Origin of the sequence: Paraburkholderia sp. (assembly GCF_028283785.1) — a bacterium.
In the GTDB taxonomy this organism is placed as follows: domain Bacteria; phylum Pseudomonadota; class Gammaproteobacteria; order Burkholderiales; family Burkholderiaceae; genus Paraburkholderia.
Genome location: NZ_JAPWKB010000008.1, coordinates 242,724 through 269,278, shown reverse-complemented (window position 1 = coordinate 269,278; position 26,555 = coordinate 242,724). Strand labels below are relative to the sequence as shown.

At 63.9% G+C, this 26,555-nt stretch carries 22 protein-coding genes; 14 read left to right on the top strand and 8 right to left on the bottom strand.

Going from position 1 to position 26,555, the window contains the following annotated elements; translation table 11 throughout:
- Positions 1–9: 9 nt before the first annotated feature.
- On the bottom strand, positions 10–915 hold the full coding sequence (locus tag PW947_RS10800; protein WP_299631518.1) for an MBL fold metallo-hydrolase: 906 nt from the start codon (positions 913–915) through the stop codon (positions 10–12).
- A 183-nt stretch (positions 916–1,098) separates the two neighbouring features.
- Here PW947_RS10800 and PW947_RS10795 point away from each other — a divergent pair, with 183 nt between their 5' ends.
- Positions 1,099–2,037, top strand: coding sequence for a LysR substrate-binding domain-containing protein (locus tag PW947_RS10795; protein ID WP_299631516.1), 939 nt, complete (start codon positions 1,099–1,101; stop codon positions 2,035–2,037).
- 25 nt (positions 2,038–2,062) lie between these two features.
- Here the strand turns inward: PW947_RS10795 and PW947_RS10790 are convergent, their stop codons facing one another.
- Positions 2,063–2,974: a LysR family transcriptional regulator gene (locus tag PW947_RS10790; RefSeq protein ID WP_299631514.1), complete on the bottom strand. Its 912-nt coding sequence runs from the start codon at positions 2,972–2,974 to the stop codon at positions 2,063–2,065.
- Between the two features lie 99 nt (positions 2,975–3,073).
- Between PW947_RS10790 and PW947_RS10785 the strand changes: the two genes are divergently transcribed.
- The 4 genes from PW947_RS10785 to PW947_RS10770 all read left to right on the top strand — a co-directional run bounded on the left by PW947_RS10785 (position 3,074) and on the right by PW947_RS10770 (position 6,607).
- Entirely contained in the window at positions 3,074–4,378 is a 1,305-nt protein-coding gene (locus tag PW947_RS10785) for a citrate:proton symporter (protein WP_299631512.1), read from the top strand.
- Between the two features lie 25 nt (positions 4,379–4,403).
- Positions 4,404–5,759: an acyclic terpene utilization AtuA family protein gene (locus tag PW947_RS10780; RefSeq protein ID WP_299631510.1), complete on the top strand. Its 1,356-nt coding sequence runs from the start codon at positions 4,404–4,406 to the stop codon at positions 5,757–5,759.
- 1 nt (position 5,760) lies between these two features.
- On the top strand, positions 5,761–6,081 hold the full coding sequence (locus PW947_RS10775) for a hypothetical protein (RefSeq protein WP_299631508.1): 321 nt from the start codon (positions 5,761–5,763) through the stop codon (positions 6,079–6,081).
- A 142-nt stretch (positions 6,082–6,223) separates the two neighbouring features.
- Positions 6,224–6,607, top strand: a complete 384-nt coding sequence (locus PW947_RS10770) for a nuclear transport factor 2 family protein (RefSeq protein ID WP_299631506.1) — start codon at positions 6,224–6,226, stop codon at positions 6,605–6,607.
- 51 nt (positions 6,608–6,658) lie between these two features.
- On the opposite strand, the gene PW947_RS10765 is transcribed toward PW947_RS10770, so the two are convergent.
- Genes PW947_RS10765 through PW947_RS10755 form a run of 3 tightly spaced genes read right to left on the bottom strand, consistent with a single transcriptional unit; the run spans position 6,659 to position 12,042 of the window.
- Positions 6,659–9,259, bottom strand: a complete 2,601-nt coding sequence (locus tag PW947_RS10765) for a fused MFS/spermidine synthase (protein ID WP_299631505.1) — start codon at positions 9,257–9,259, stop codon at positions 6,659–6,661.
- A gap of 22 nt (positions 9,260–9,281) precedes the next feature.
- The gene (locus tag PW947_RS10760) at positions 9,282–10,940 is read right to left on the bottom strand and encodes an arylsulfatase (RefSeq protein ID WP_299631502.1); all 1,659 of its coding nucleotides are present in this window, start codon (positions 10,938–10,940) and stop codon (positions 9,282–9,284) included.
- A gap of 34 nt (positions 10,941–10,974) precedes the next feature.
- Positions 10,975–12,042 (bottom strand): formylglycine-generating enzyme family protein, encoded by a 1,068-nt coding sequence (locus tag PW947_RS10755; protein WP_299631610.1) that lies wholly within the window; start codon positions 12,040–12,042, stop codon positions 10,975–10,977.
- 453 nt (positions 12,043–12,495) lie between these two features.
- Between PW947_RS10755 and PW947_RS10750 the strand changes: the two genes are divergently transcribed.
- The 7 genes from PW947_RS10750 to PW947_RS10720 all read left to right on the top strand — a co-directional run bounded on the left by PW947_RS10750 (position 12,496) and on the right by PW947_RS10720 (position 20,462).
- A complete protein-coding gene (locus PW947_RS10750; RefSeq protein WP_299631500.1) occupies positions 12,496–13,455 on the top strand; it encodes a MoxR family ATPase in 960 nt (319 codons plus the stop codon).
- Between the two features lie 13 nt (positions 13,456–13,468).
- Complete coding sequence (locus PW947_RS10745) at positions 13,469–14,428, top strand: DUF58 domain-containing protein (RefSeq protein WP_299631499.1); 960 nt, start codon at positions 13,469–13,471, stop codon at positions 14,426–14,428.
- Positions 14,425–14,949 (top strand): DUF4381 domain-containing protein, encoded by a 525-nt coding sequence (locus tag PW947_RS10740; RefSeq protein WP_299631498.1) that lies wholly within the window; start codon positions 14,425–14,427, stop codon positions 14,947–14,949. Before PW947_RS10745 ends, PW947_RS10740 begins: the two co-directional genes overlap by 4 nt.
- A complete protein-coding gene (locus tag PW947_RS10735) occupies positions 14,936–15,952 on the top strand; it encodes a VWA domain-containing protein (protein WP_299631496.1) in 1,017 nt (338 codons plus the stop codon). Before PW947_RS10740 ends, PW947_RS10735 begins: the two co-directional genes overlap by 14 nt.
- A 1-nt stretch (position 15,953) precedes the next feature.
- A complete protein-coding gene (locus PW947_RS10730) occupies positions 15,954–17,534 on the top strand; it encodes a VWA domain-containing protein (protein ID WP_299631495.1) in 1,581 nt (526 codons plus the stop codon).
- The gene (locus PW947_RS10725; RefSeq protein WP_299631493.1) at positions 17,531–18,835 is read left to right on the top strand and encodes a hypothetical protein; all 1,305 of its coding nucleotides are present in this window, start codon (positions 17,531–17,533) and stop codon (positions 18,833–18,835) included. Before PW947_RS10730 ends, PW947_RS10725 begins: the two co-directional genes overlap by 4 nt.
- Positions 18,836–18,908: 73 nt before the next feature.
- Positions 18,909–20,462 carry a phospholipase D family protein gene (locus PW947_RS10720; RefSeq protein WP_299631492.1) on the top strand — a complete coding sequence of 518 codons (1,554 nt, stop codon included), beginning with the start codon at positions 18,909–18,911 and terminating at the stop codon, positions 20,460–20,462.
- A 40-nt stretch (positions 20,463–20,502) separates the two neighbouring features.
- Here the strand turns inward: PW947_RS10720 and PW947_RS10715 are convergent, their stop codons facing one another.
- Positions 20,503–21,222, bottom strand: a complete 720-nt coding sequence (locus PW947_RS10715) for a carboxymuconolactone decarboxylase family protein (RefSeq protein ID WP_299631490.1) — start codon at positions 21,220–21,222, stop codon at positions 20,503–20,505.
- Positions 21,223–21,532: 310 nt separating this feature from the next.
- Here PW947_RS10715 and PW947_RS10710 point away from each other — a divergent pair, with 310 nt between their 5' ends.
- The gene (locus PW947_RS10710) at positions 21,533–22,453 is read left to right on the top strand and encodes an AraC family transcriptional regulator (RefSeq protein WP_299631488.1); all 921 of its coding nucleotides are present in this window, start codon (positions 21,533–21,535) and stop codon (positions 22,451–22,453) included.
- 4 nt (positions 22,454–22,457) lie between these two features.
- Positions 22,458–23,684 carry an MFS transporter gene (locus PW947_RS10705; protein WP_299631486.1) on the top strand — a complete coding sequence of 409 codons (1,227 nt, stop codon included), beginning with the start codon at positions 22,458–22,460 and terminating at the stop codon, positions 23,682–23,684.
- A gap of 37 nt (positions 23,685–23,721) precedes the next feature.
- Here PW947_RS10705 and PW947_RS10700 read toward each other — a convergent pair whose 3' ends face one another.
- A complete protein-coding gene (locus tag PW947_RS10700) occupies positions 23,722–25,302 on the bottom strand; it encodes a dynamin family protein (RefSeq protein ID WP_299631485.1) in 1,581 nt (526 codons plus the stop codon).
- Positions 25,299–26,555: a GTPase gene (locus tag PW947_RS10695; protein ID WP_299631484.1), complete on the bottom strand. Its 1,257-nt coding sequence runs from the start codon at positions 26,553–26,555 to the stop codon at positions 25,299–25,301. Before PW947_RS10695 ends, PW947_RS10700 begins: the two co-directional genes overlap by 4 nt.

The window sequence follows — 26,555 nt, the reverse complement described above, 5'->3', positions numbered from 1 at the left end:
CGCGATGGCTTAGCCCGGCTCCTGGAATTTGACGTCGGCGTTGTATGGCTGCTGATGCACACCGCTGTCATCGATCACGAACGACATCAAGTCATCGCCGATGACGAACGGTCCGTCGTAGTGTTCGGCGATACGGCTACGCAACTCATCCATGCTGGCGCGCTGAATGCCGTGACGGCTGTATAGGGAGATGTGCGCGAGCACTGCAAGCTTCGGCTTCGATTCGCTGAGAATCTTGCCGACGGTGTCGGGGTTTGCCAGATAGCTATAGAAGTGATTGGCGTAGTCCATATCCACCTTCTCAAGTGCTCTGCTGGCAATAGCAACGCTCTGAACCATCAGGTCTGCGCCTTTAGCGTTCTTCGTCAGATTGTCGGAGTACGTGCAGTCGTCGGTGATGACGACGGTATGGCCTTTGTACTCGACCCGATATCCGTAATCAGGCTCGGTCACGCCGTGCTGAATCAGAAATGCACTGACCTTCACACCATCTTTGTCGTAGACCACACCGGGTTCGATCGTGTGTGCCTGAATGCCGATTGCCCCGGGGTTGGTCTCGTGTGCGAGCAGACGCAGGCGATTATTGTCTTTCAACATCAGTTGAAGTCCCGCAGCAACATTCTCGATGCCATCGGGGCCGTACATCACGAATGGCGCTGTCCGCCGACCGTCATCCGTGGGGTGCGGCGCGGATGCATACAGGTCGGCGAGGCCCGTCACGTGGTCCGAGTTCATCAGACTCACGAAGACTGCGTCAACGTCGCGCAGTGGCACCTTGGCCTGATGCAAGCGCATCGCGACTCCGCGTCCGGCATCGAACAGCAGATGCTGATGACCGGCCTCGACCAGCATGCTGATGCCGAAACGGTTGATGTTCAGAATGGGAGTGCCCGTACCGAGCAACGTCACTTTCATCGACTGACCGAATGCCGACGTCGTCAGAAGCCCTGCAACGACCACGGCAGATGCGAGCTTCGCAATGTTTTTCATCGATGTATTCTCTTGGTGATTTGGGACAACGCAAATCTACCGGCCGCGCGAAATCACAAAAATATTCAATTCTCATCGGGCGATAACCCGGTGTTATAGGAACCTGGTATGGTGAACGTGAAGCATCTGAACGCAAGGCTGCGGGTCAAGCACATGGAGATGCTTCTGGTCCTCGCTGAAGAAGGCACCATTCATAAGGCAGCCGCCCGGCTAGGGATGAGTCAACCGGGCGCGAGCAAGATGCTCCAGGAGCTGGAAGCGCTGTTTGAAACGCCGATTTTCTTGCGGGAAGCCAGCGGCCTCGCGCCCACCGCTGCGGGACGATTGCTCATCGACCGCGCTCGTCTGATGCTCGGTGAAGTTCAGCAGATGAAAGCCGACGTCGAAGAAGTGACCCAAGGCGTCTCGGGCCGGGTGAGAGTCGGATTTGCGGCTGTGGCGGCACCGACCATTCTGCGGGCTGCGATTGCCCGTATGCGGCAACGTGCGCCGCGGGTTGCGATCGAGATTCAGGAAGGTTCGATTTCGTGGCTCATCGATGCGCTTCTGAACGGTACGGTCGACTGCGTGCTATCCCGTCTCTCCGAAGCCACGTCGTCCCCGAAGCTCACTCGCGAGAGTCTGTATGAAGAAAAAGTAACGGTGGTTGCGAGGGTCGGCCATCCCATCCTCGACACGACGCCCGTGGACGTTCATGCGCTTGCCGCAGCGGAATGGATACTGCCTGCACGCGGCGCCCCGATGCGTGAATCCATCAATCGCTTCTTCGCGACACACCGGCTGCCAATGCCCCAGCCTGCTGTCGAGTCGGTCTCTGTCATGGCGAATCTCGCGCTGCTGCGCTCGTCCGATCTTTTGGCTTATTTGCCCGCGCCGATCGCGGCCGAGTTTTCTCAGCTCGACGCACTGCGTATCGTGCAGACCCAGTCGGACCTCGAAATGCCGCCGGTGGGACTCGTGCTGCGAAAAAGCGATCGGATGTCACTTCCCACCGAATACTTTGTCGATGCGGTAAGGGCCGCAACGGCGGAGGCGTTTGAAAGCTGACGGCCCGCCAGGCGCGCAACAACCGTCAATCCTGTTCGCCTCCCGAACTCGCGGCGATCTCCGCGCTGAGCGCCACCACGAACTTTTCCGTCACGCGAGGTAAGGTGCGGCCCCGCTTCTTGATCAACGCGATCGGTCGGACGAACGCGTCGTCGGCGATCGGGCGGACCACGAGTCCCGGCTCGGCCCGAACCTCGCGCGCGGAGCCCGGCAGGATGGTCACGCCGAGCCCGCCGCGCACCATCGCGACCGCAGTCATCATGTAAGTCGGCTCGCACGCGATGTCCGGCGCATAACCCGCATCCGCGAACGCCGCATCGACAACCGCGCGCACGCTTGTCCCCTGCGCCGTCAGGACGAGCGGCAACGCAGCCAGCTCTTTCGCGCCGATACGCCGTCTGCGCGCAAGCGGATGGGTCTTCGGGCAAACGGCGACCAGACGGTCCACGCCGGCATGCAGCACCTCGAACGACGGATCGGATACATCGCCGCCGGTCAGACCGATATCCACCTCTTCATCGCGCACCAGCCGGTTGACCATGCTGGCGACGACATCGCGGATATGAAAGCGCGCGCGCGGCACGTCGGCCTTCAGTTGCTGGATCAACTGCGGCAGCGCGCTCGCGGCAAACGTCGGCAGACACGCGATCCTCACCGTTCCGCTCTCACCGTCACCCAACGCACGGGCATCGACCAGCACGTGCTCCATGTCGAACAGCGACTTCTGCAAGACCGGCAACAACTCCCGGCCCGCCGCTGTCAACGTGACGTTGCGGCTGTTGCGATCCAGCAGACGCACGCCGACCGTTTCCTCCAGACGGCGGATCTGCACCGTCAACGCAGGCTGTGACAGGTTCAGGCGGGTGGCCGCACGGGTGAAACTCGCCGCATGGGCGACCGCAATGAAAGCGCGAATGTCTCGAAGGTTCAGATCCATTATGAATTGTGATTGGTTCGATCAAATCATTTCAATTGATTAATGAACGACCTGAAAGTACGCTGAACCCCACTAAAAAACAAGTTTGGAGACACGCTCATGCTTCCTTTATTGGGGCTGGCAACCATCATCGTTTTGCTGGCGGCAATCCTGTCGAAACGCATGTCGCCACTGGTCGCGCTGATCATCGTGCCGATCGCGGCGTCGTTGATCGGCGGGTTCGGCCTGCAAACCAGCAAGTTCGTCATCGACGGCCTGAAAAGCCTCGCGCCCGTGGTCGGCATGTTCGTGTTCGCGATCCTGTACTTCGGGACCATCACCGACGCGGGCACGCTCGATCCCATCATCGACCGGATCCTGCGTGCGGTCGGCACGAAGCCGACGCGAATCGTGCTCGGCACCACCCTGCTGGCGCTGCTGATCCATCTGGACGGCTCGGGCGCAGTCTGCTTTCTCGTGACGATTCCGGCCATGCTGCCGCTCTACGATCGCCTGAAGATGGACCGCAAGGTGCTCGCCGCAGCGGTGTCGATGGCGGCCGGCATCAACTTTCTACCGTGGACCGGGCCGATGATCCGCGCGTCCGCGTCGCTCCATCTGCCGATCTCGGCGCTGTTCAATCCGCTGATTCCGGTGCAGATCGTCGGACTCGTGTTCGTATTCGGCGTCGCATTCTGGCTTGGCCGGCGCGAAGAAAAGCGACTCGGCTACAGCCGCGCCGACGGCGCGATCCCGATGCCGAAGCGCGAACTCACCGCCGACGAACAGGCGCTGCGCCGTCCGGAACTCTTCTGGTTCAACATCGTCCTGACGTTGATCGTGCTCGGCACGATGGTGCTGATGGGCGAGAAGATTCCGCCCGCCATCATGTTCATGGTGGGACTGTGCGTGGCGCTGCTGGTCAACTATCCGAACGTCGAGATGCAGCGCAAACGCATCGATGCGCACGCACGGGCCGCGTTGATGATGGCGGGCATTCTCCTCGCCGCCGGTGTGTTTACCGGCGTGATGCAGGGCAGCGGCATGCTCAGAGCGATGGCGCAGGCCGCCGTCGGCTTCGTGCCGCAAGCGATGGCCAGCCATATCCCCGTCGCGCTCGGCCTGGTTTCGATGCCGCTGAGCATGCTGTTCGATCCGGACTCGTTTTACTTCGGCGTGTTGCCGGTGGTCGCGGAAGTCGCCGGACAACTCGGCGTGCCCGCGGTCCACGTCGGGCAGGCTGCGCTGCTCGGCCAGATGACCACGGGCTTCCCGGTGAGCCCGCTCACGCCCGCGACCTTCCTCGTGGTCGGTTTGTGCGGCATCGATCTCGCCGACCATCAGAAATTCACCTTCCCGTTCCTGTTCGCGGCGTCGATCGTCATGACGCTTGCGTGCGTGGTGCTGGGCATTTTCCCGTTATAAGTCTCGGCAAACAGGCGGTACCCGTATGCAACCCACTCAAGCTCCACGCCGCGTGCGAATCGGTTCCGGCGCGGGATATTCCGGCGATCGTATCGAGCCCGCCGTCGAACTGGCCGAACACGGCAACCTCGATTACCTCGTGTTCGAATGCCTCGCCGAGCGGACCATTGCGCTCGCCCAGCAGGCCCGCCGCAAGGATCCGTCGCTTGGGTACGACCCGCTGCTGGAGGCGCGCATGCGGGCTGTATTGCCGGTTGCCGTGCGCAATCGTGTGCGGATCATTTCCAACATGGGCGCGGCCAATCCGCTCGCGGCCGCACGCAAGACCGCAGACATCGCGCGCGAACTCGGACTCGACGGTCTGAAGATCGCGGCCGTCACCGGCGACGACGTTCTCGATATCGTGCGTCGAGGCGATTTTCATTTCGAGGAGTCCGGAGACGCGGTCGCGTCCTACGACGCGCAGATCGTATCGGCGAACGCGTATCTGGGCGCGTCGTCGATTGTCGCGGCGCTGGCCGCCGGAGCGGACGTCGTGTTGACCGGACGCGTCGCCGACCCGTCGCTGTTCACGGCACCGCTGATCCACGCGTTCGGCTGGCACGCCGACGACTGGAACACGTTGGGCCAGGCAACCGTGGTCGGGCATCTGCTGGAATGCGCGGGCCAGGTGACGGGCGGCTACTTCGCCGATCCCGGTTTCAAGGACGTGCCGAACCTCGCGCGGCTCGGCTTCCCGATCGGCGAAGTCGACGCGGACGGTTCCGTCGTGATTACCAAAGTGGCGCATGCGGGCGGGCGCGTGACCGAAGCGACCTGCAAGGAGCAACTGCTCTACGAAATCCACGATCCGGGTCGCTATCTTCAGCCCGATGTCGTTGCGGATTTCACCAACGTCAGCGTGCATCAGCAAGCGCCCGACCGGGTTCGCGTGACCGGCGGCCGGGGAACGCCGCGCACGGACACGCTGAAGGTTTCGGTGGCTTACGTGGACGGATATATCGGCGAAGGCCAGATTTCGTATGGCGGTCCCGGTGCGGTCGAACGGGCACGACTCGCGCTCGATATCGTGAAGGAAAGGCTGGCACTGACCGGCGTCGCAACCGACGAACTGCGCTTCGATCTGATCGGCGTCAATTCGCTGCACGGCGAGACCGCCGCCGACGGCTACGCACCGTACGAAGTGCGGGCCCGCGTATCCGCACGAACACGCTCGGCCGCCGAAGCGGTCCGGATCGGCAACGAAGTCGAAACCTTGTATACGAATGGCCCTGCGGGCGGCGGCGGCGCAAGCAAAACGACGCGCGAAGTGGTGGCGGTACAGTCCGTTCTGCTGCCTCGAACAGACGTCAATCCGAGATTCGAATTCGTGGAGGCATGACATGAAGCTGCGACACCTGGCCCATTCCCGAACCGGTGACAAGGGCAACACGCTGAACGTATCGGTGATTTGCCATGACCCGCTCGACTACGCGTTCCTGCGAGACGAAGTCACCGCCGAGCGTGTGAAGGCCCATCTGGGCGACGTCGTCCGTGGAGACGTCGTGCGCTACGAATTACCGGCACTTGCCGCATTCAATTTCGTGCTTGGACAGGCGCTCGGCGGCGGTGTGACGCGCTCGCTGGCGCTCGACGCGCATGGCAAGTCCATCAGCTCGGCGTTGATGAATCTGGAGGTTGGAGACCGTGCGCCGTCGGCTTAGTCGACGGGTATCGACGGGCAAAAACGCGGATCAATCGTCGTCAACTGCAACGCGTAACGGGCGCGCGAGTGCCATACTTCCCACTGCACACGCAACCGGTCGGCGTTAGCGTAGCCGGGAATCCGATGTCTGGAGGCACACCATGCAGCAGGACAATATCCGCGAAGCACTGGACGCGCACTGGCACGCGTCGGCGGCCGGCGATCTCGACGCGGAACACGACATCTACGCCGACGATGCCATCTGCGAATATCCGCAGTCCGGCGAGCGAATCTTGGGGCGCGCGAATTTGCGCGCATTGCGCGGGCATCATCCGGGGCATCCGTCCGGTTTCGATGTCCGGCGCATTCAGGGCGAAGGCGATCTCTGGATCACGGAATACGCGATCTCCTACAACGGACGCGTCGCGTACACGGTCAGCATCATGACGTTTCGCAACGGCAAGGTGGTTCACGAGACCCAGTACTTTTCGGACCCGTTCGACGCCCCTGCGTGGCGAAGCCAATGGGTTCAGCCACGCGCGTGACATCGGATTGAACCGCGTCCACCAAGTTCAATCCGCCGTCAACACGCGTAATCAGCTTCCCGCGCCGAGCACCCAGCGGTAATACGGGTTCATCGGATCGGCATTCAGCACCGCGCGGATGTCCTGCACCCACGCATTGCGTTCGCCGCGATACGCGTCGAGACCGGCCCGATAGAACGCGTGCAACGTGTTGCGCTCATCGCGCAGCGTGGCACCGAACCCCGCATCCGCATTCGCGAGCGGCGGCTCCATCTGCAACGCGAGCAGATGCACGAGCGTCGAAGGAAACTCGGTGCGATCGACCCACGGCGCGTAGTCGATACGCGGATCGTCGTCGGTGACGGGACGGGCATCGGCGGCGTAGTAAGCGAGCGCCGGACGGTCCGCAATCCACGTCGACAGCAACGCTTCCGGCGAAGCAATGCCGACTTCGTTCAGCGCCCGCGCGACCTCGGGTTGCGCGAAGCGCTGACGGATACGCGGCACATCGAGCGCCAACGGTTGCAGCGAACCGACCAGCATCATCTCGTGGAACTCCGTGGTCCAGAGCGCCGCATAGGGGAACGCCTGCACGAAACTCTGGATCAGCGAACGGGTCTCCTGTTCGTTCTGCGTCGCGAGCGGCAACCATTGCGCGACGATTCCATGTCGATTCAATCGCGCTGCCGCGAGCCGGTAGAAGTCGGTCGAGTACAGGTTGACGACACCCGCAGCCGACGGCGGCGGCGGTTCCAGCGTCACGAGGTCGTAGCGTTCGTCACGCGACAGCAGTTCTCGCCGCCCGTCCACGGTACGGATCGTCACGCGCGGATCGGCACTCACGCCATGATTGCCCGCGAAGGCCGGCGACGCGCGCACCACGGCGGGCAGCAATTCCGCGATCACGCGTTTTTCCAGCCCCGGCCACGCGAGCAACGCGCCGCCCGTGATGCCCGTGCCCAGCCCGATCACCAGCGCCGAGCGCGGCGTGCCGTCATGCACGATAAGTGGCAGCAGCGCCTGAAGACGCATGTACCGCAGCGACGTCATCGCGTCGCCCGAATTCGACACGCCCTGGATATAGAGCCGCCGGAAACGCTGCGTGTCGGGGCCCTGTTCGAGCACGGCAACCGTGCCGCCCGCGCTTTCCTCGTAATACGCGAGCGTGCCGCGATGCACGTCGGCGAGCAGAAGACCGAGCCGGTTCGACGGCACCACGAAAACGCACATGATCGCCAGCGCGGCGATCGTCACGCTCGTCAGCACGACCGTCTTCTGCACGGTCCGCGCGGCCAGCGTCGCCGAGAGTCCGATCAGGCTCGCGGCGACAGCGAGCACGCCGAGCGAGCGGATCAATCCAAGCGACGGAATCAGCACGAAGCCCGCGAACAACGTCCCGGCGATACCGCCCACCGTGTTCGACGCGACCAGCGCACCGACACGGCTCGCGAGCCCGGTCGACGCGGAGTCTTCACCGTCCGCCATCATCGTGAGCGCGAACGGAAACGCCGCGCCGAGAAGCAGTGTCGGGATCAGCACGATCGCGCACGCGGCGACTGCAAAGCCCACGCACATCGATGCGAGCAGATTGCCGGTCAGGCTCAGCGCGAGATCGGCTGCGTGACGTTGCGCGAGCATCAGCCACTCGCCCGCGCAGGCAACGCCCGCAAATGCCGCCAGTCCGGCAAGCGCGATCAGCACGCCGAACGCGCACCACGCATCGCGCACGCGACTCGCATAGCGCGCCGCGACCGCGCTGCCGGTCGCGAGCCCCAGCAGATAGGTCGCGAGCACGATCGAAAATGCGAAGCTGCGCGTGCTGATAAATTGCCCGATGGCTTGCGACCAGATCACCTCATAGCCGAGCGCGATGCCGCCCGCGACCGCATAGAGCGCGACGGCAATCCGCGCCCGGGCGGGATCGGCGTCGGCACGCGTCGATGCAGCGCGCGCATTGACGCGTGCCGACGCCGATTCCCGCTCCGTTACCGGCGCGCGCCGACCGAGCAGCAGCGCGGCGAGCGCCGCGACGGCATTGATCGTCGCCGCTGCATACGCGCTGCCCTGCACGCCCGCGAGCGGAATCAGCACGAACGCCGGCAACAGCGCGCCGACGATCGCGCCAGCGGTGTTAGCCGCGTAGAGCCGTCCGCCCGCGCCGCCGATCTGCCGCTGCGACGGCCCCATCGCACGAATCAGAACGGGCAGCGTGCCGCCCATCGCGACGGCGGGCACGCCGACCAGCGCGAACGGCAACGCCCACGCGAGCGGCCCGGCGCTCGCTTGCCACGCGGCGAAAGTCGCGGCCGAATGCGCAAGCGCCATCGTCGCGCCGACGCCGAGTATCAGCGTGGCGATTTCCAGTGCCGCGTACAGCAGCAATGGCCGCGTGCTCCGGTCCGCCAGCTTGCCGAAGATCCATCCGCCGAGTGCGAGGCCCGCGAAGAACGCGCTGATCGCGAGCGTCACCGCTTGCACTTCGATACCGACCACCAGCGTCAGCTGACGAACCCACACCACCTGATAGATCAGCGCCGCGCCGCCCGATCCGGCCAGCAGCAGCGCGGGCCACGCAACCCGCAACGCATCCGACGGCGGCGCCCCGGTGGCCGCACGCGGGCGGCGTCGGCTTCTCGCGTGTTCTGCCTTGAGTGCAGCGCTGAAATCGATCATCGGATGGCAGCCCGTTCGCCCATCATTTGCCGGAGGTATCGAGACTCTTCGTCAGCGCCTCGGTCATCTGGTCGATGCTGAAGCTGGCTGGCCGCTGGCTCGGCGGATATTGCTTGAACGTCGCGAGGAACGGCGCCACTTTCGCCACCGCGTACTGCGCGAGATAGACGTTCTTGGTAGACCAGTCGTAATACTGGTCCGACACGATGTCCGCGCGCTCGTACGGGTCCATCCGCAGGTTGAACATCTTCGGCACGCGCAGACACGTGAACGGATTCGCCCACACCTGGAAGCCGCCCGGCTCGCGCTGCTCACAGAACACGAATTTCCAGTCGTTGTAGCGCATCGCGACGAGCACGCCGTCATCGTTGAAGTAATAGAACTCGTGGCGCGGTCCTTCCTTCGCCTGGCCCGTCAGATAGGGCATGAAGTTGTAGCCGTCCAGATGAACCTTGAAGGTCTTGCCGCCGATCGCGCCGCCCTTCAGCAGACGATCGGAGATGCCGGTGTCGCCGGCGGCGGCGAGCAGCGTCGGAAACCAGTCGAGACCGGACATCATCTGACGCGATACGGTGTTCGGCTTGATCTTTCCGGGCCAGCGGATCATCGCCGGTACGCGGAACGCGCCTTCCCAGTTGGTGTCTTTTTCACTGCGGAACGGTGTGGTCGCGGCGTCCGGCCACGAAAACTGGTTCGGTCCGTTGTCGGTCGTGTAGACGACGATGGTGTTGTCCGTCAGCTTCAGATCGTCGAGCGTCTTCAGCAACTTGCCGACGTCGCCGTCATGCTCGATCATGCCGTCCGCGTACTCGTTGCCGGGCATGCCGCTCTGCCCTTGCATCGACGGCCGCACGTGCGTGAAAAGGTGCATCCGCGTGGTGTTCATCCACACGAAAAACGGCTTGTTCGCCTTCGCCTGACGCTGGATGAAATCGATCGCCGCCGCCGTGGTTTCGTCGTCGATGGTCTCCATGCGCTTGGTGTTGAGCGGACCCGTATCCTGGACGCGGCCGTCCGCGAACGAGTGGATCACGCCGCGCGGCGCATTGGCCTTGACCCACGCCGCATCGTTCTTCGGATAGTACGGACGCTCGGGTTCTTCCTCGGCGTTCAGGTGATACAGGTTGCCGAAGAATTCATCGAAGCCGTGTTTGGTCGGCAGATATTGATCGCGATCGCCAAGGTGATTCTTGCCGAACTGGCCGGTCGCATAACCGAGCGGCTTGAGCGCTTCCGCGATGGTGATGTTTTGTGCCTGCAAGCCGATGTTCGAGCCGGGCACACCCACTTTCGACAAGCCCGTGCGCAGCGTCACCTCACCGGTGATGAAGGTCGAGCGTCCCGCCGTACAGCTGTTTTCCGCGTAGTAGTCGGTGAACAGCATCCCTTCATTGGCGATGCGGTCGATGTTCGGCGTCTCGTAGCCCACGACGCCCTTGCTGTATGCGCTGATGTTGGTTTGCCCGATGTCATCGCCGAAAATCACGAGAATATTGGGCTTGTTCGAGCGCTGGCTGGCGGCGGGTTTTGCGTTGTTCTGAGGCGCGACTGCGGCAGGCTTGGCGCCGTTCTGGGTTTGCGCCGTCGAGACCACCGGCGGGATGATCAGCACCGACAACGCCGCCACGGCAGCAACCACGCCGAGAACGTAGCGGACCCGCCGAAGATTACCTGTTGTCATCGTTGCTCTCCTGAAACCGCGCGCAAAGAAAGGCTCATCGCGCGGCGGTTGAGATCGAATGTCCGTGCGTTTTGTCCCAGACGTCCTCGTCCATCACCAGCCGAAAGCCGAGATGCGACATGCTGTTGTAGGGATCGGTGCCACGCCGCGCGCTCGGGCGATAGCTGAGGCAGTACGCCTCGTTGCAGAGAAACGAGCCGCCACGCGTGACGCGCTTCGGCGCCTCGACCGGCACGCCGGGGTCGGCCGGGTCCCATGAACTGACCGGGCCGGTGGGCTCGCGGATCACGCCGCCGGTCGCCGCTTCGCGCCGGAACTGGTCGGCGCGATACCAGTCCGCAACCCATTGCCACGCGTTGCCGGTCATATCCGACAGACCGTAGCCATTCGGCGGAAAACTGCCGACCGGACTCGTCCCGGCCGCGCCGCCCGCTTTCGCGCTAACGACCGGAAACGGTCGCGATGCCTGGCCTTGCCAGACATTGGCCATCTGCTTTCCGCCGGGCGCGAACTGCTCGCCCCACGCATAGGTGGCCTGGTCGAGACCGCCACGCGCGGCGAACTCCCATTCGGCTTCGGTCGGCAGTCGCTTGCCCGCCCATTTCGCATAGGCTTCGGCGTCCTCGTAGGACACCTGGACGACCGGATGATCGTCCTTACCGTCGATATTGCTGGTCGGCCCGAGCGGATGCCGCCAGTCCGCGCCGGGCACGAAGCGCCACCAGCGCGAATAGTCCTGCAACGACACCTGTTCCTGCGTACCGACGAACACCATCGCGCCGGGTTGAAGCGCGCTGTCGTCGGGGCGCTGCGTGCCGGGCGGCAGTTGCACCTTGAGCGTGTCCCAGTCGGGCTTTTTCTCTGCGGTCGTGACGTAGCCCGTTGTTTCGACGAAGCGGCGGAATTCGCTGTTCGTCACGTGATGCTCGTCCATCCAGAAGCCGTGCACGCGCACCTTGTGCGCCGGACGTTCGTTGGGTTGCGCGAGCTTGCTGTCGCTGCCCATCAGGAACTCGCCGTTAGGCACCCACGCCATGCCGCTCGGCCCTCTCGTGCCGTCGCCGATGACGATCTGAACCTGCGGCGCGGCACGCCCGCTCATCGCCCGGGTGACCGCATAACCGACCAGCGCCGGACAGAGCAACAGCACCACCGCCCACAACGCCACGCGTTGTACGCGCGACCCGCGCCAACGCTGCGACGCACTCGCCGACGGCGCAGCCGCGCCAGCGGGACGAGCATCCACACGCACCTTCGCCGGTCTTGTCTTCGTCGAGATGTTCGTCATTTCCGCCGCCTCGTTTGAGCCGAAATGCGAGCGCTGCTTTGCCCATCTTTCCCACAAATATACGAACGAACTGACGAAAGCAAACAATTTTTCATGCGGTTCGGCAACGCGTTAGAGACGCTTGCGCGACGCGCGTCTCTGTGTCATTTGCTGAGTCATGCGATGCTTTTGACGAACGCGTCGCGCTCCAGTAATTTGTACTTTCACGCGCTGCCGCGACACGATCTGGCGGGCGGCGTACCGCGACCTATCGACAGCGAGCGAGCCATGCGCGACACCATTCTTCGTTTTGAAGCGGGCATTGGAGAAACGGTCATCGGCCAGGAAAGCGTCGTGCGTCAGATCCTGATCGCGTTGCTGGCCGACGGCCACGTATTGCTCGAAAGTCTGCCTGGACTTGCCAAGACGCGTACCGTGAAGGCGATCGCCGCCCGTCTGGCCGCGACGATGAAACGCATCCAGTTCACACCGGACCTGCTTCCCTCCGACATCACCGGCGGCGAGACGCTGCTGCAATCGGGAAGTGAACGCACGCTGAAGTTCCAGCCGGGTCCGATCTTCGGCAACCTGATTCTGGCCGACGAAATCAACCGCGCGCCCGCGAAGGTGCAGTCTGCGTTGCTCGAGGCGATGGAAGAACGGCAGATCTCCGTCGCGGGCGAAACGCACGCAATGCCGAAGCTGTTTCTCGTGATGGCGACGCAAAATCCGATCGAGCAGGAAGGCACGTATCCGCTGCCCGAAGCGCAGATGGACCGCTTTCTGCTGAAAGTGCTGGTCGGTTATCCATCGCCGCAACATGAATGCGACATGCTGCGTCTGTTGCGGCGCGAAAGCGAAGGCGTCGCCACGCAATTCGACATGCTGTCGCAGGAAACGGTATTCGCCGCGCGCGACGCCGCGCGGCGCACGGCCGTGTCGCCGGCTATCGACGAATACATCGTGTCGCTCGTCAACGCGACCCGCCAGGGCGCCACGCTCGACGTCGATCTCGCCAAATGGATCGAAGTCGGCGCGAGTCCACGCGGCGCGATCGGTCTGGATCGTGCGAGCCGCGTGCACGCATGGCTCGACGCGCGCGACTTCGTGACGCCCGACGACGTGCGTGCGGTCATTCATCCCGTACTGCGTCACCGGCTGATCCTGTCGTATGACGCGAATGCGGACAACGTCAGCGCGGACCGCGTCATCGACCGGCTGGTGGAAAAGGTCGCGGTGCCCGCGTAGCACGGAGGCCACGATGCCGAACGCCGAAAGTCCGATCGGAACCGTCTATGTCGATGCCGCGCATCTTGCGCGGCTGGCGCTGCGCGCTCGCGGCTTGAGCTTCGTCGCGCCGGCGCCGGTGTCGAGCATTCTGGCCGGACGAGACGCGTCGCGGATGCGTGGACGCGGCCTGAATTTCGAGGAGTTGCGCGGCTATCTTCCCGGCGACGATATCCGTCATCTCGACTGGCGCGTGAGTCTGCGCACGGGCAAGCCGCACGTGCGGGTCTACACGGAAGAGCGCGACCGCCCGCTGATGATCGTCGTCGATCAGCGCATGAGCATGTTCTTCGGTTCGAGCCTCGCATTCAAATCGGTCGTCGCGGCCGAGGCGGCTGCGCTCGCAGCGTGGATGGGTTTCACTGCGGGCGATCGCGTGGGCGGCGTCGTGTTCGGCGACGACGAAGTCGTGCGGGTGCGGCCATTGCGCAGCAGAGGCCGCCTCGACATGCTGTTCAACGCCATCGCGCGGATCAACGCATCGCTCGCCGCCGAGAGTCCTGCGCGCACGAACTACGCGCAACTGAACGCCGCGCTCGAAGGCGTGTTGCAGATTGCGAGTCATGATTTTCTGGTCTGCATCATCAGCGATTTCGCGGGCGCGGACGAGCGCACGCGCGCGCTGCTTCGCCAGCTCGCCGCGCACAACGATGTGATCGCGACGCTCGTGTTCGATCCGCTCTGGCAGCACATGCCCGCGCATCGCGCGCTTGTCGTGAGCGAAGGGCGTCTTCAGGTCGAACTGCGTATCGACAACGAACGGGTACGCGCTCCGCTCGCAAGCCTTTTCCAGGGACGTGCCGCCGAAATCGCCGATCTGCTGCGTGCGAGCGGCGTGCCGTTGATGGCGGTATCGACGGCGGAACCCGTGGTCGAACAGGTCCGGCGTCTGTTCGGCGCGCCGCCGCGTCGCGCGCCCGGGAGCGGGATATGAGCACGCCGAACGCCGCGATGCTGGTGCCGCGCGACACGCCGGCCGCGCTACAGCCGTTGCGGGAATCGCCGCTGCCTGCGCCGGTTTCGTATGCGCCGCAGACGATCGGCTGGGTGCTGATCGGCGTCGTGCTGATTGCGCTGCTGCTCGCGCTCGGCTGGCGCGGATGGCGTCGCTACGAACGCGCGCGCTATCGACGCGATGCGCTGGCGGCGCTCGATCGCATCGACGAAAATCTGAACGACGATGCGACGCGCGCCGCCGCGCTCGCCGAGATCGCGCCGCTGCTCAAACGCACGGCGCTCGCGAGTGCATCGCGCGAACGGGTGGCGTCGCTGTCGGGTCCGGCGTGGCTCGCGTTCCTGCGCGCGCACGGCACGTTCGACGCCGACAGCGGCACGCTCCTCTACACCGCGAGTTACGCGACGCCGGACCAACGCGCGGCGATCACGCCACAAGCGGCACGGCGTCTCGCCCAGGCGGCACGCAGCTGGATCGAGCACCATCATGTGGAAGTTTGAGTTTCCGTGGATGTTCGCGCTGCTGCCGCTGCCCGCGCTGGTCTGGTGGCTGATGCCCACGTATCGCACCACGGCGTCGGCGGTGCGCATGCCGTTCTTTCGGGAAATCGCCGATGCGGCCGGCGAGAAACCGTCGCCGGGCGGCGTCCGTCTGCGCAGCAACTGGCTGCAACGCCTGCTGCTGCCGTTCGTGTGGGTGTTGCTGCTGATCGCCGCCGCGCGACCGGTCTTCGTCGAGGCGCCGGTCACGCGCGACATGCCCGCGCGCGATCTGCTGCTCGCGATCGATCTGTCGGAATCGATGAGCGAACGGGATTTCGTCGATGGCGCGACGGGCGAGCGGATGGACCGGCTGGCCGCAGTGAAACGCGTGGTCGCGGAATTCATTGCGAAGCGCAAGGGCGATCGCGTCGGTCTCGTCGTATTCGGCGACGGCGCCTATCCTCAGGCGCCGCTGACGCTCGACCACGACAGCGTGCTGATGCTGCTCGACGCGATGCATATCGGCATGGCCGGGCCACGCACGGCGATCGGCGATGCGATCGGTCTCGCCGTCAGGCTGATGGAAAACACGCCCGCGCAGGAGAAGGTGCTGATCCTGCTGACCGACGGCAACGACACGGCGAGCGCGATTCCGCCTCAGCAGGCCGCGCAGATCGCGAAGCGGCACGGCATCGTGATACACACGATCGGCATCGGCGACCCGCAAACCGAAGGCGAGGACAAGGTCGATCTCGACGCACTGGCCCGGATCGCGCAGACGACCGGTGGCCAGGCGTTTCACGCGCTCGGTCGCGAGGAAGATCTGGCGGCGGTCTACGCGACGATCGACCGGATGACGCCGGAGAAGATCAAGCGCGAAGCGTACCGGCCGCAGCGCGAGTTCTATTGGGCGCCGCTCGCGCTCGCGATGTCCCTGCTCACGCTGTATCACGTGCTCGCGTGTGTTGCCGCGTGGCTGCGCGCGCCACGTCGCGCGGCAGCGGACCAGGCTGAGGCGTGACATGGCGATCGATCTCACCGCGTTCCATTTCCTGCGGCCGCTATGGCTGTTGCTGCTGATTCCCGCCGTGTTGCTGCCGTTCGTGTGGCTGCGGCGCAATGACGTGCGCGCGCGCTGGCGCACCATCATTGCGCCGCATCTGCTCGAACATCTGATCGTCGGTGAAAAGACGCGACGCCGGGTGCAGCCCGTGCATACGCTCGCGGCGCTGATCGCGTGCGGCGCGATTGCCGTCGCCGGTCCGACGTGGCAGCAGGAGCGGCCGCCCTTCGATCAGGACAAGGCGCCGCTGGTCGTGGTGCTCGAACTCGCACGTTCGATGGACGCCACCGACGTCGCGCCGACCCGGATCGAGCGTGCAAAGCAGAAGGTGCTCGATCTCGCCGCCGCGCGAAAAGGCGCGCGCACCGGACTGGTCGTGTTCGCGTCGAGCGCGCATCTCGTCGTGCCGCCCACCGAAGATCCCGCGATGCTCGACCTTTATGTGCCCGCGCTCGCCCCCGATCTGATGCCGCGCGACGGCAGGAACGCGGCGGCCGGACTGGAGATCGCCGAGCGCATGTTGCAGAAGGACGAGGCGGCCGGGACCATCGTTTTCATCAGCGACGGGTTCGACGAGAGCGGCACCGATGCGTTCGTGCGCATGGCCCGCGCGTCGAAGCATCAACTGTTGTGGCTCGCCGTCGGCACCGAAAACGGTGGACCGATACGCGACGCGAAGGGCGAAATCGCACTCGACGACGCCGGTCATCCGGTCACGGGGCTGTTCGACGCGGCGGCGATCCGCAAGATCACGCAAGCCGCGTCGATCCCGCTCGCGAGCCTGCGCGCCGATGACGACGACATCGACTGGGTGCAGCGTCGCGCGCAGGTGTATCTGGAAGCGGCGCAGGAATCGAAAATCGTGCCGCGCTGGAAGGAGTCGGGTTACTGGCTCGTGTTGCCGGTTCTGCTGATCGCGCTTTACAGCTTCCGGCGCGGCTGGACCGTGAAGTGGCTGCCGGTCGTACTGATTGCATCGGCGATGCTGTCCGTGCCGAAGCACGCGCATGCGGCGTCGTTCGGCTGGCTCGATCTGTTCGCGACGCACGATCAGCAGGGCCGATGGCGCTTCGAGCATGGCGACTTCGCGGGCGCGGCCACGCGTTTCGACGATCCGATGTGGAAAGGCCGCGCACAATATCTCGCGGGCGATTATTCGGGCGCGCTCGACACGTTCTCACGGCTCGATTCCGCTGACGCGGATTTTTATATCGGCAACTCGCTCGCGCATTTGAAGGACTACGCAGGCGCGCTGAAGGCGTATGACAACGCGATTGCACGACGCGCCGGATTCACAGACGCGCGTGCGAATCGCGAACTCGTCGCCCGCCTGATCAAGGACGAGCAGGACGACGAAGACGAACCGACCACGGTGAAACCCGACAAGATCGATATTCAGAAGAAGAAGGACAAGTCGGGAAAATCCGTGCTCGTGCAACAGCAAAGACCGTCGGAAGAGACGTGGATGCGTAACCTCAACACGTCGCCAGCGGCGTTTTTGCACCAGCGTTTCGCGCAGGAAGCGGAGGGCGCGCGATGATCCTGCGTTTGCTGGCGATGCTGTTCGTCTGCTGTGTCACGGCCGCACACGCCGACGACGCGCCCCGCACGATGCTGCGCGCGCATCTCGAACCGTCGGGACCAGTCGTCGCGGGCAGCGCGGCGAGCCTCGTGGTCGATGCGCTCACGACTACGTGGTTCACCGAAGCGCCCGACTGGCCGCTGTTCGATCTCCACGACGCCTTCGTCACGCTGCCCGACACGAGCGGGCAAAACCTCAGCGAAACGATCGACGGCGTGCGCTGGTTTGGCGTGAGCCGCACCTATCGGATCGTGCCGCGTACCGCAGGCGCATTCGATGTCCCTTCGTTCAGGATCACCCTGCATCCGGGCGGCTCGGACACACCGGTCACGCTCGACACGCCGCCGCTGCGTCTGACCGCGACGTTGCCGCCCGGCGCCGAAAACATGGCGACGTTTTTTCCGACGCCGGGACTCGCGGCCACGCAGCGGATCGAGCCCGCCGACGCGCGACTCGAAGTCGGCGGGACCGTCACGCGGATCATCACGCAGCGCGCGGAATCGACCGAGCCGATGCAGATTCCGCCGGTCGCATTGGGTGAGATCGACGGTCTGCGCCGCTACCCGAAAAACCCCGCGACCCGCACGATCGCCGACGGCCGGGGCGGACTCGTCGCGGGCGAACGCACCGATACGGTCACCTACGTGGTGAACCGGCGCGGCCGATATACGCTGCCGCCCGTCGATATCGAATGGTGGAACACGGCGACGAAGCAGCGCGAAGTCATTCATCTGCCGGCCATCGCATTCAACGCGCGGGCGGCTCGCGACAAACCGCTGTGGGCCATTCCCGCCGACGCGCTGTCGGGCGCCGCGCGCCACACCGTGATTTTCCTCAACACGCGCGATATCGTCGCGACGTGTATCGTGATTGCGTGTCTGGTTGCGGCCGTGGGATTTTATCCGCGTGTGCGAGATGGGCTGGCTCGCCTGATGCGATGGCTGTCCACGCAACGTGCGCGGTACACGCAAGGCGAGCTTGCCGCATGGCGTGAATTGCGCAAGGCGGTGGGAACGGGTGCGATGCGGCGTGTGGTCCCGGCGTTGTATCGGTGGATGGATGCCAGTGCGCGTTATGCGCATCCGGCGCGCGTCGCCATGATCGACGATCCATCACTGAAGCCGCTCGCCGACGCGGTCCAGCATCACTATGCGCAACCCGAAACGACGGCTCCTCGTATGCGGCTTCGTTACCGCTGGCTCTGGACGCGCGGGCGCAAACATCGGCGCGCCGCGCTGCCGCCGCTGAACGAGACATGAGAACGCATGCGGGCAATGACCATGCCCACGTCGAACACACTGGCGATTTCACGGCATTCGAAGGAGTTCATCCATGGCACAGTTGCGCACCGCACTCACCGTCCTGCTGATCGTTCTGCTGTCGGCGTGCGCGGGTCTACCGCCGCAGAGCGGCCGGGTCGAAAGCCATGCAGCCGAACCGTCGGACAGCACGCGTCTCGGCGCGGCTTTCTCGCCGCAGGAACGCCAGCATCCGGACCAGACCGCCTTTCATCTGCTGCCGGACGGCGTCGATGCGCTGCTGGGGCGCATCGTGCTCGCCGATGCCGCCGATCGCACACTCGACCTTCAGTACTACATCTGGCACGACGATCTGACCGGCCGGCATCTCGCGAATGCGGTGTTGCGCGCGGCGGATCGCGGCGTCAAGGTGCGGGTGCTACTCGACGATCTCGGCACCGGCGCGGACGACCAGGTCTTGCTGGCGATCGCGTCGCATCCTAACATCCAGATCCGCCTGTTCAATCCGGTCGCGAGCCGCCATTTCAAAACGCTGGGCACGGCGCTGGAGTTCCATCGCGTGAACCGGCGCATGCACAACAAGGCGATCATCGCCGACAACCAGGCCGCCATCGTAGGCGGCCGCAATATCGGCGATGAATATTTCGGTGCGTCCAGCGACGTGTCGTTCGGCGATCTCGACGTGCTGACACACGGCGCCGTGGTGCGGAAAATCTCGGTTGCGTTCGATGAATTCTGGAACTCGGATGCCGCGTATCCGATCGAGAATCTGACCGGTCATCCCGCCGAACCGGGCGCGCTCGACGACTATCGCGCAAAGCTGACGACGTTTATCGATACCCAGCGTGACTCGCCGTATGTGACACAAGCAAAGCAGCGCTATGCCGAACTCGTGGAAACGCGCGAAAGCCTTTTTACCTGGGGCAAAGCAACCTTGCTCTACGACGATCCATCGAAAATCACGCGCTCGCCGGATGATCCTCAAGGCCATCTGATGACGCAGTTCGTGACCTTGAGCGTGCGGCCCGAGAAAGAACTGCTGATCATTTCACCGTATTTCATCCCCGGCAAAAAAGGCGTGGCATGGTTTCGGGAACAAACGCAACGCGGTGTGCGCGTCACCATCCTGACCAACTCGCTCGCTGCCACGGATGTCGCCGCCGTCCATGCGGGATACCAGAAATATCGCAAGGATCTGCTCGACGCTGGAGTGCATCTGTACGAGCTGAAACCGGCTACATCGAAGGAATCCAAAGAGAAAAAGAAGCTGGTGATGGGTTCGTCCAAAGCGTCGCTGCACGCGAAGACCTATGTATTCGACAAGTCGAGCATCTTCATCGGATCGATGAATCTCGACCCGAGATCCGTCACGTTGAATACGGAGATCGGCGTGTATTGCGAAAGCAGCGCGCTCGCCTCGCAGGTCGCCGACGGACTCGAACCGAAACTCGACCAGATTGCGTGGCGCCTCGAAGAACGGCCGGATGCCAACGGCAAGACGCGGATTGTCTGGATCGACACCGCCGACGACGGCACCCAAACCGAACTCGACGAACCCGGCGTGTCCGGCTTCAAGCGCGTCGGCATCTGGTTCCTCGGCTTGCTGCCGCTGGAATCGGAGCTATAAACGGCGGCCTCGCACGCGGGCTCGTCGAGCACGCGTGCGATCAGCCTGCCCGCTTCGCAAAGACGTCCTTGACCACGGGCATCGCGGAAAAGACGTTCGGCCAGCCCACGTAAAACGCGAGGTGGGTCAGCACCTCGCCCGCTTCGGACTGGGTCAGCCCGTTGTCCATCGCGCGGTTCAGGTGATACGTGATCTGCGCGACCTGGCCCGTCGCGACCAGCGCGCTGACCGTCACGAGGCTACGGTCGCGGGGCTTCAGGTTCGGACGCAACCAGAGGTTCCGGAACAGCACCTCGGTGGTGTAGTGCACGACGCCCGGCGACACGTGACCGAAGTTTTCCTGCACCGTCGCCGCGCGTTTCGACTCGGCTTCGGTATCGAGCGGCAGAAAATCCACGTTCGCGGCTGGCAGCAGCTCGGCGCCAATCTTGCGCGCCGCGAAAATCGTCCGCGCGACGCCGACCGCCGCCACCGCATTCGGCCAGCCCGCATAGAACGCGAGATGCGTCACGATTTCGGAAATCTCGGCGGCGCTGACACCGTTGTCCAGCGCAACGTTCAGGTAATGCGGCAAGCCAACCGTCGCGTCGCGCGCGATCAACGCCGACAGGGTCACGATACTGCGATCCCGCGCCGCGAGATCGGGGCGCGCCCACACTTCGTCGAGCAGTGTGTCGGACGTGTATTGCGCGAGTGCCGGCGATACATCCTTGATGTGATCGAGCGCGTCGGCAAGGTCGGGGGAAGTGAAGGGTGTCATGGCAGGGATTCGTGTCGGATCAGGTGATGAAAATCGGTCTGCTCGCGCGCGATCACGCAACGGCGGCGGCGCAAACCGGTCAGGTGTTGTCAGGCTAACGACATGCGATACGCAGGCGGTATCCCGTTCCTGCTTTTTGATTGCCTGATCCTCTCGATCTCCGTCCGGAGCGGTGCGTACGGTGGGATCGCGGCAGTATCATGGGCCATGTACATCCAATCGCCTGATCGTGTCCGCCATCGTGAAACGCGCTATCAAACATCCTGATAACCATGCTGATTCGTCGGCGGATTCGCTTCGCGATCTGCGCATGGAACTGGTTCGCCAGGTCAGCACCTGCGTCGGCGACGAAACCGCGCTCGTGACCGCCGTGCCCGACCTGACGCTCTACCGGCACATTGGACCGAGCACGCCCGACGCCGTCGCCTACGAGCCCAGTCTCGCCGTGGTGGTTCAGGGACGCAAACGCGTCGATCTCGGCGACGCGACCTTCGTCTACGACCAGTCGCAATTCCTGCTGACATCGCTCGATCTGCCCGTCACGAGCCAGGTCGTCGAGGCGAGCCCGGCATCGCCGTATCTCTGCATGCGTTTGCGCATCCAGATTCCGATGGTCCGCGAACTGCTCGGACACGGCGAGTGTCACGACGAAAGCCAGCCGCTCGACGTCCCTGCGATGGTCACGGGCACGAGCACGCCCGAACTGCTCGACGCATTCCGCCGCTTGCTCGACCTCGCCGCGTGCCCGCAGGATGCGCCCTATCTCGGCGGCCTCGTCGTGCGCGAAATTCTTTACCGGATTCTAAAAACCCCGGAAGGACGCTGTCTCCGTGCGATCGCGACGCTCGGCGATCACAGCGAACGCACCGCGAAGGCGGTTGACTGGATCAAGGAGAATTACGACGAGCCGTTGCGCGTCAACGATCTTGCCCGGATGGCGGGAATGGGCGTGTCGACCTTGCATCGCCATTTCAGGGCATTGACGGCGCTGAGTCCGCTGCAATACCAGAAGCAGTTGCGGCTGCATGCAGCACGACGGCGCATGCTGATGGAAGGGCTCGACGCCGCGAGCGCGGCTTACGCGGTCGGCTACGAAAGTCCTAGCCAGTTCAACCGGGAATACGCGCGCTTCTTCGGACAGCCGCCGATGCGCGACGTGAGGACGCATCTTTCCAGCGGTCCCGGCGCACCGCATTCCGTCGATACCGCCGACGTCGCCGCATCCGAATAAGCCCATGTCCAATCCGCCGTCTTCCGTTCCGGTTCCGTCACACGTCACGCCGGAGCATCAGACCGCGCATCCGCTGTCGAGCCGGCTGCTGTTTATTCTGTCGGCCTGCGCGGGCGCATCCGTCGCGAATCTGTACTACGCGCAGCCGTTGCTTGCGTTGATTGCACGCGCGTTCGGCGATCCCGATCATGTCGGCTGGATCGCAGTCGCGACGCAGCTCGGGTATACGGTCGGGATCGTCTTTATCCTGCCGCTCGGCGATCTCGTCGATAGAAGGAAACTCACGGTCGCGCTCGCCGCCGCACTCGCGATCGCGACCTTCTCGTGTGCGTTGTCGCCGTCGTTGATCGCGATGGCGGTGGCGTCGCTATTCGTCGGATTTGCGGCGGTGACCACGCAGATCATGATCCCGATCGCGGCCGATCTCGCACCGGATCACGCGCGCGGCCGCGCTGTCGGCGTCGTGTTCAGCGGCATACTCGCGGGCATTCTGCTGGCGCGAACCGTGAGCGGCGCGATCGGTCAACTGTGGGGCTGGCGCGTGATGTTCTTTTCGGCGAGCGTCACCGCGATCGTCGTCGGCGCAACGTTATGGGCGGCGCTTCCCGCGTTGGGTCGCAAGACGTCGCAATCGTATCTGGCGCTGCTCGGTTCGATGGGCGGTCTGTTGATGAAGCATCGCCCGTTGCGCGCCGCCTGCGCGATCCAGGCATGTGTGTTCGCGATCTTCAGCGCGTTCTGGTCGGTGCTTGCGCTGTTGCTCGCGCAGCCGCCGTTCGGCATGGGCTCGGCGGTCGCCGGCGCATTCGGTATCGTCGGGCTGGTCGGAATCGGCGCCGCCAATCTGGGCGGACGCGCAATCGACCGCTACGGTCGCCGCGCAGGTGTCTACGTCGGACTGGCGTGCTGTGTCGCCGCGTTCGTGATTTTCGAAGCCGATGTGTCGTTGCGCGGATTGATTGCGGGCGTGCTGTTACTCGATTTCGGCATGTCGATGGCGAACGTGTCCAATCAATCGATGATCCTCGGCCTCGACGCGCAAGCCCGGAGCCGTATCAACACCTTGTACGTGACCGCCATCTTTCTGGGCGGTGCGTTGGGATCGGCGGCGGCGAGCATCGCGTGGGCGCGCGGCGGCTGGCATGCCGTCTGCGCGTTCGGTCTCGCGGTGGCGTTGCTTGGACTGGCGATTCACGCGTACACGTCGCGCGGAAACGCAATCCGGACATGAGATCCGAAAGCGCTTTCCGAACGAAAAACCCCTATTTTCAAGCAGATTCCGCAGGCAGTCCCGTCTTTAGATCGTTCAAACCTTGAGCTTGCAGACTCAATACATTGTCGAGACGCGCCGCGCGTTCTGCCAGCTGCTCGATCGACGCACGGCACTGGACGGCAGCATCGTTAGCGAGGCGAATCAGACTCGCGCGAATTGCCTTCTTCAGCGCATCGTGCAAGCGCTGATAATCGACGCCGACGACCTGTTGCGCATTGCCCGCATCAACCGGCGACGCGACGACGATACGCTCAAAAACCATTGCGTCGTCCATGTCGATGCGCGCAATCGCGGCGTCGGTCGAGATAGCGTAATCGCGCAACTGCTGCGCGGCTTCCTCGCGAAACGAATCGAGAACCGCTTGCGACAGGCTGTTGCAAATCGCGGTCACGTCGCCAGTCGCCGCATGCGCGTCGAGCAATGCCGGCAAAGTGGGAAGGACGCTGCGCGATACCGCATCGACGATCGACGCCTGCTGTCGTTCGAGCCGCCCGATCGCGGCATCCGACGACGCCGCTAACGCCGCCAGCGCGGGAAGCACGTCTGCGCGCAATACGTCCAGCACGTTTTCTTCGATGTAGTGGAGCGCTATCTCGGCGGGCTTTCGTCGCCGGTAAGCCAACGAAGGTTCGATGATCGCGAGCAACGCTGCATAAAGCCGCTCGAATCCCGCCTCCGACATGGCCGCCGACGTTTCGTTCAGCACGCGTGCCATGTGCACCGAGAGCGAAACCGGCGATTTCAATTGCGCGACATCGATCCCCATCGTCACGAGCTTTTCTTCGGCGCGCGCACTGATATCGCCTTCCTGAAGCGAGCGGTTTTGCGCGCTCTTGTTACGCAGAACCTTGACGATCTCGCCGCCGATCTCGTCTTCGTCGTACACGTCACTTCGCGTGACGACCGGCAGCAACGGTTTGTTGCGATGCAGTTCCCGGCTGAGTTCGTCGAGTTCGTGGACCTGTCCGGGCGACGTCGAACTGGTCAGCCAGATCACGCCATCGGCACTCTCGATAAAACGCGCAGTCAATGCCGCGTTTTCCTGCGTGACCGAATGCAATCCCGGCGTGTCCAGCAGCACCAGATTGTCACCGAGCCGCACGCCTTGCAGCCGCGATGTGGTTTCAGTCGCGCCTTCGACAAAGCGCTCCGACGTTTCCACGACCTCGCCTGCGTCGATTTTGAAATACTGCACAAGGCGACCGTGTGCGACAAAGCGGTCCGCGAGGAAATTGCAAAACGAACTCTTGCCCGCATTGAACTTGCCGAATACAAGCAGCACGGCCTTGTCGCGCAGCGAATCGGCGAGTGCCTGCGCGGGTTCGGTATGCGTCAGTCGCTGCGAACACGCGTGCGCGCGCTGGTCCAGCATCGCGTCGATCGCGTCGGCCTGCGCGGTCAGTGCGCTGTAGGCGGTCAAGCCCGGACCTGTGAGACGGTTGATCGTCAGATCGGCATGCAAGCGCGCGAGCCAATCGTCCAGCAAGCGTATCTCGCCTTCGATCTCGCGCTCACCGAACGCGAACGCATCGACTTCGGTGATGAATCGCTGTTCGTGGCTTGCATCGGCTTTCATACGGCCGCTTCCAGTGTCCGCAACGCAATCGATGCCTGCTCCGATGCGACACCGGCCGATTCCATCTCCCGGATGCGCGACGCTAACAATTGCCGGTCGGCAGACAACTCGTAATAGCGGGTGAAATCGCGCTGCATCCGTTCGCGGCCCGACGCTGCGCAGAACATCTCACGCAGGTTCTTGCGGAATTTCACGGATACGCCCATCACCGCGATCATCACCGAATTCAGGCTGCTCGATGCGACTTGCTGTTCCGGCGGCAGATCGACGGCACCGTGTCCCGCCAGAAAGCTCTCGATCTCGATGCAGGCGCGCGAATACGCAATCTGGATGTGCGCGCGTTCGAGTTTGCCCGCCGTGACCGCATACGCGTCTTTCGCGGTATCCGGCACCACGGCGTGATCGGTGCCGAGCGCATCCAGCATCCGTTCGATATCGCCACTGACCTTTTCGATCACCCTCTTCAGGCCGCGACTGAACGCATCGCCCTGCTGTTGCTGCGTCCGGCGCAGCGTGTCGAGCGTGCGTTCCTGCACTGCACGAAGCTGTCGGCATTCGTCGCGGAGTTCGTCGAATAGCGCCGCCGTTTCATGCGTGCGCGCTGCCGGCACGTGCTGAAGCGCGGCCTGGACCGTCGCATGCAATGACGGAATGCCGCTTCGTTCAAGCATCAACTGCTTGCCGCCCTCCACGCCTTTGCGATGACGTGTCGACGAGACGGCATTCAGCACGATGTCCGGTATCTGCGCGGCAATCGCGTCGCGGACTTTTTGAAGCTCGGTGTCGTCGGCGAGCTGGTCCACTTGCGACAGCACGAACACGGTCTGGCGTTTCGTGCGTTCGCCGTCGGCACGCAGTTGAGCCAGCAGCGCGAGTTCCTTCGGCTCCAGTTCGCCCTCTTTGGCCGCATGCACGAATAGCCGGATGTCGGACGTCAACCACACGCCTTGCAGCGCGCGACGATCGTCTTCCGTACCGACGTCGGCATCGAGGCCCGGCGTGTCCATCCAGCGCACGCCGAGGCGCACGCTATCCGCCAACGTCACCGTTTCGCGTTTGTCGGATACCGCGAACGTGTCGGGGTCCGTCAACTCGTTCAGCAAACTGCTCTTGCCGTGGTTATATTTGCCGACGACAGTAACGACCGGCTCACTGCCGTCGAGCAGGTGATTCAACCGCGCCAGGTCGTCGGCGCGATTCGGCAATACCGTTAACACATCGCGTGTTGCCTGCTCACGAATCTCGCCCGACAC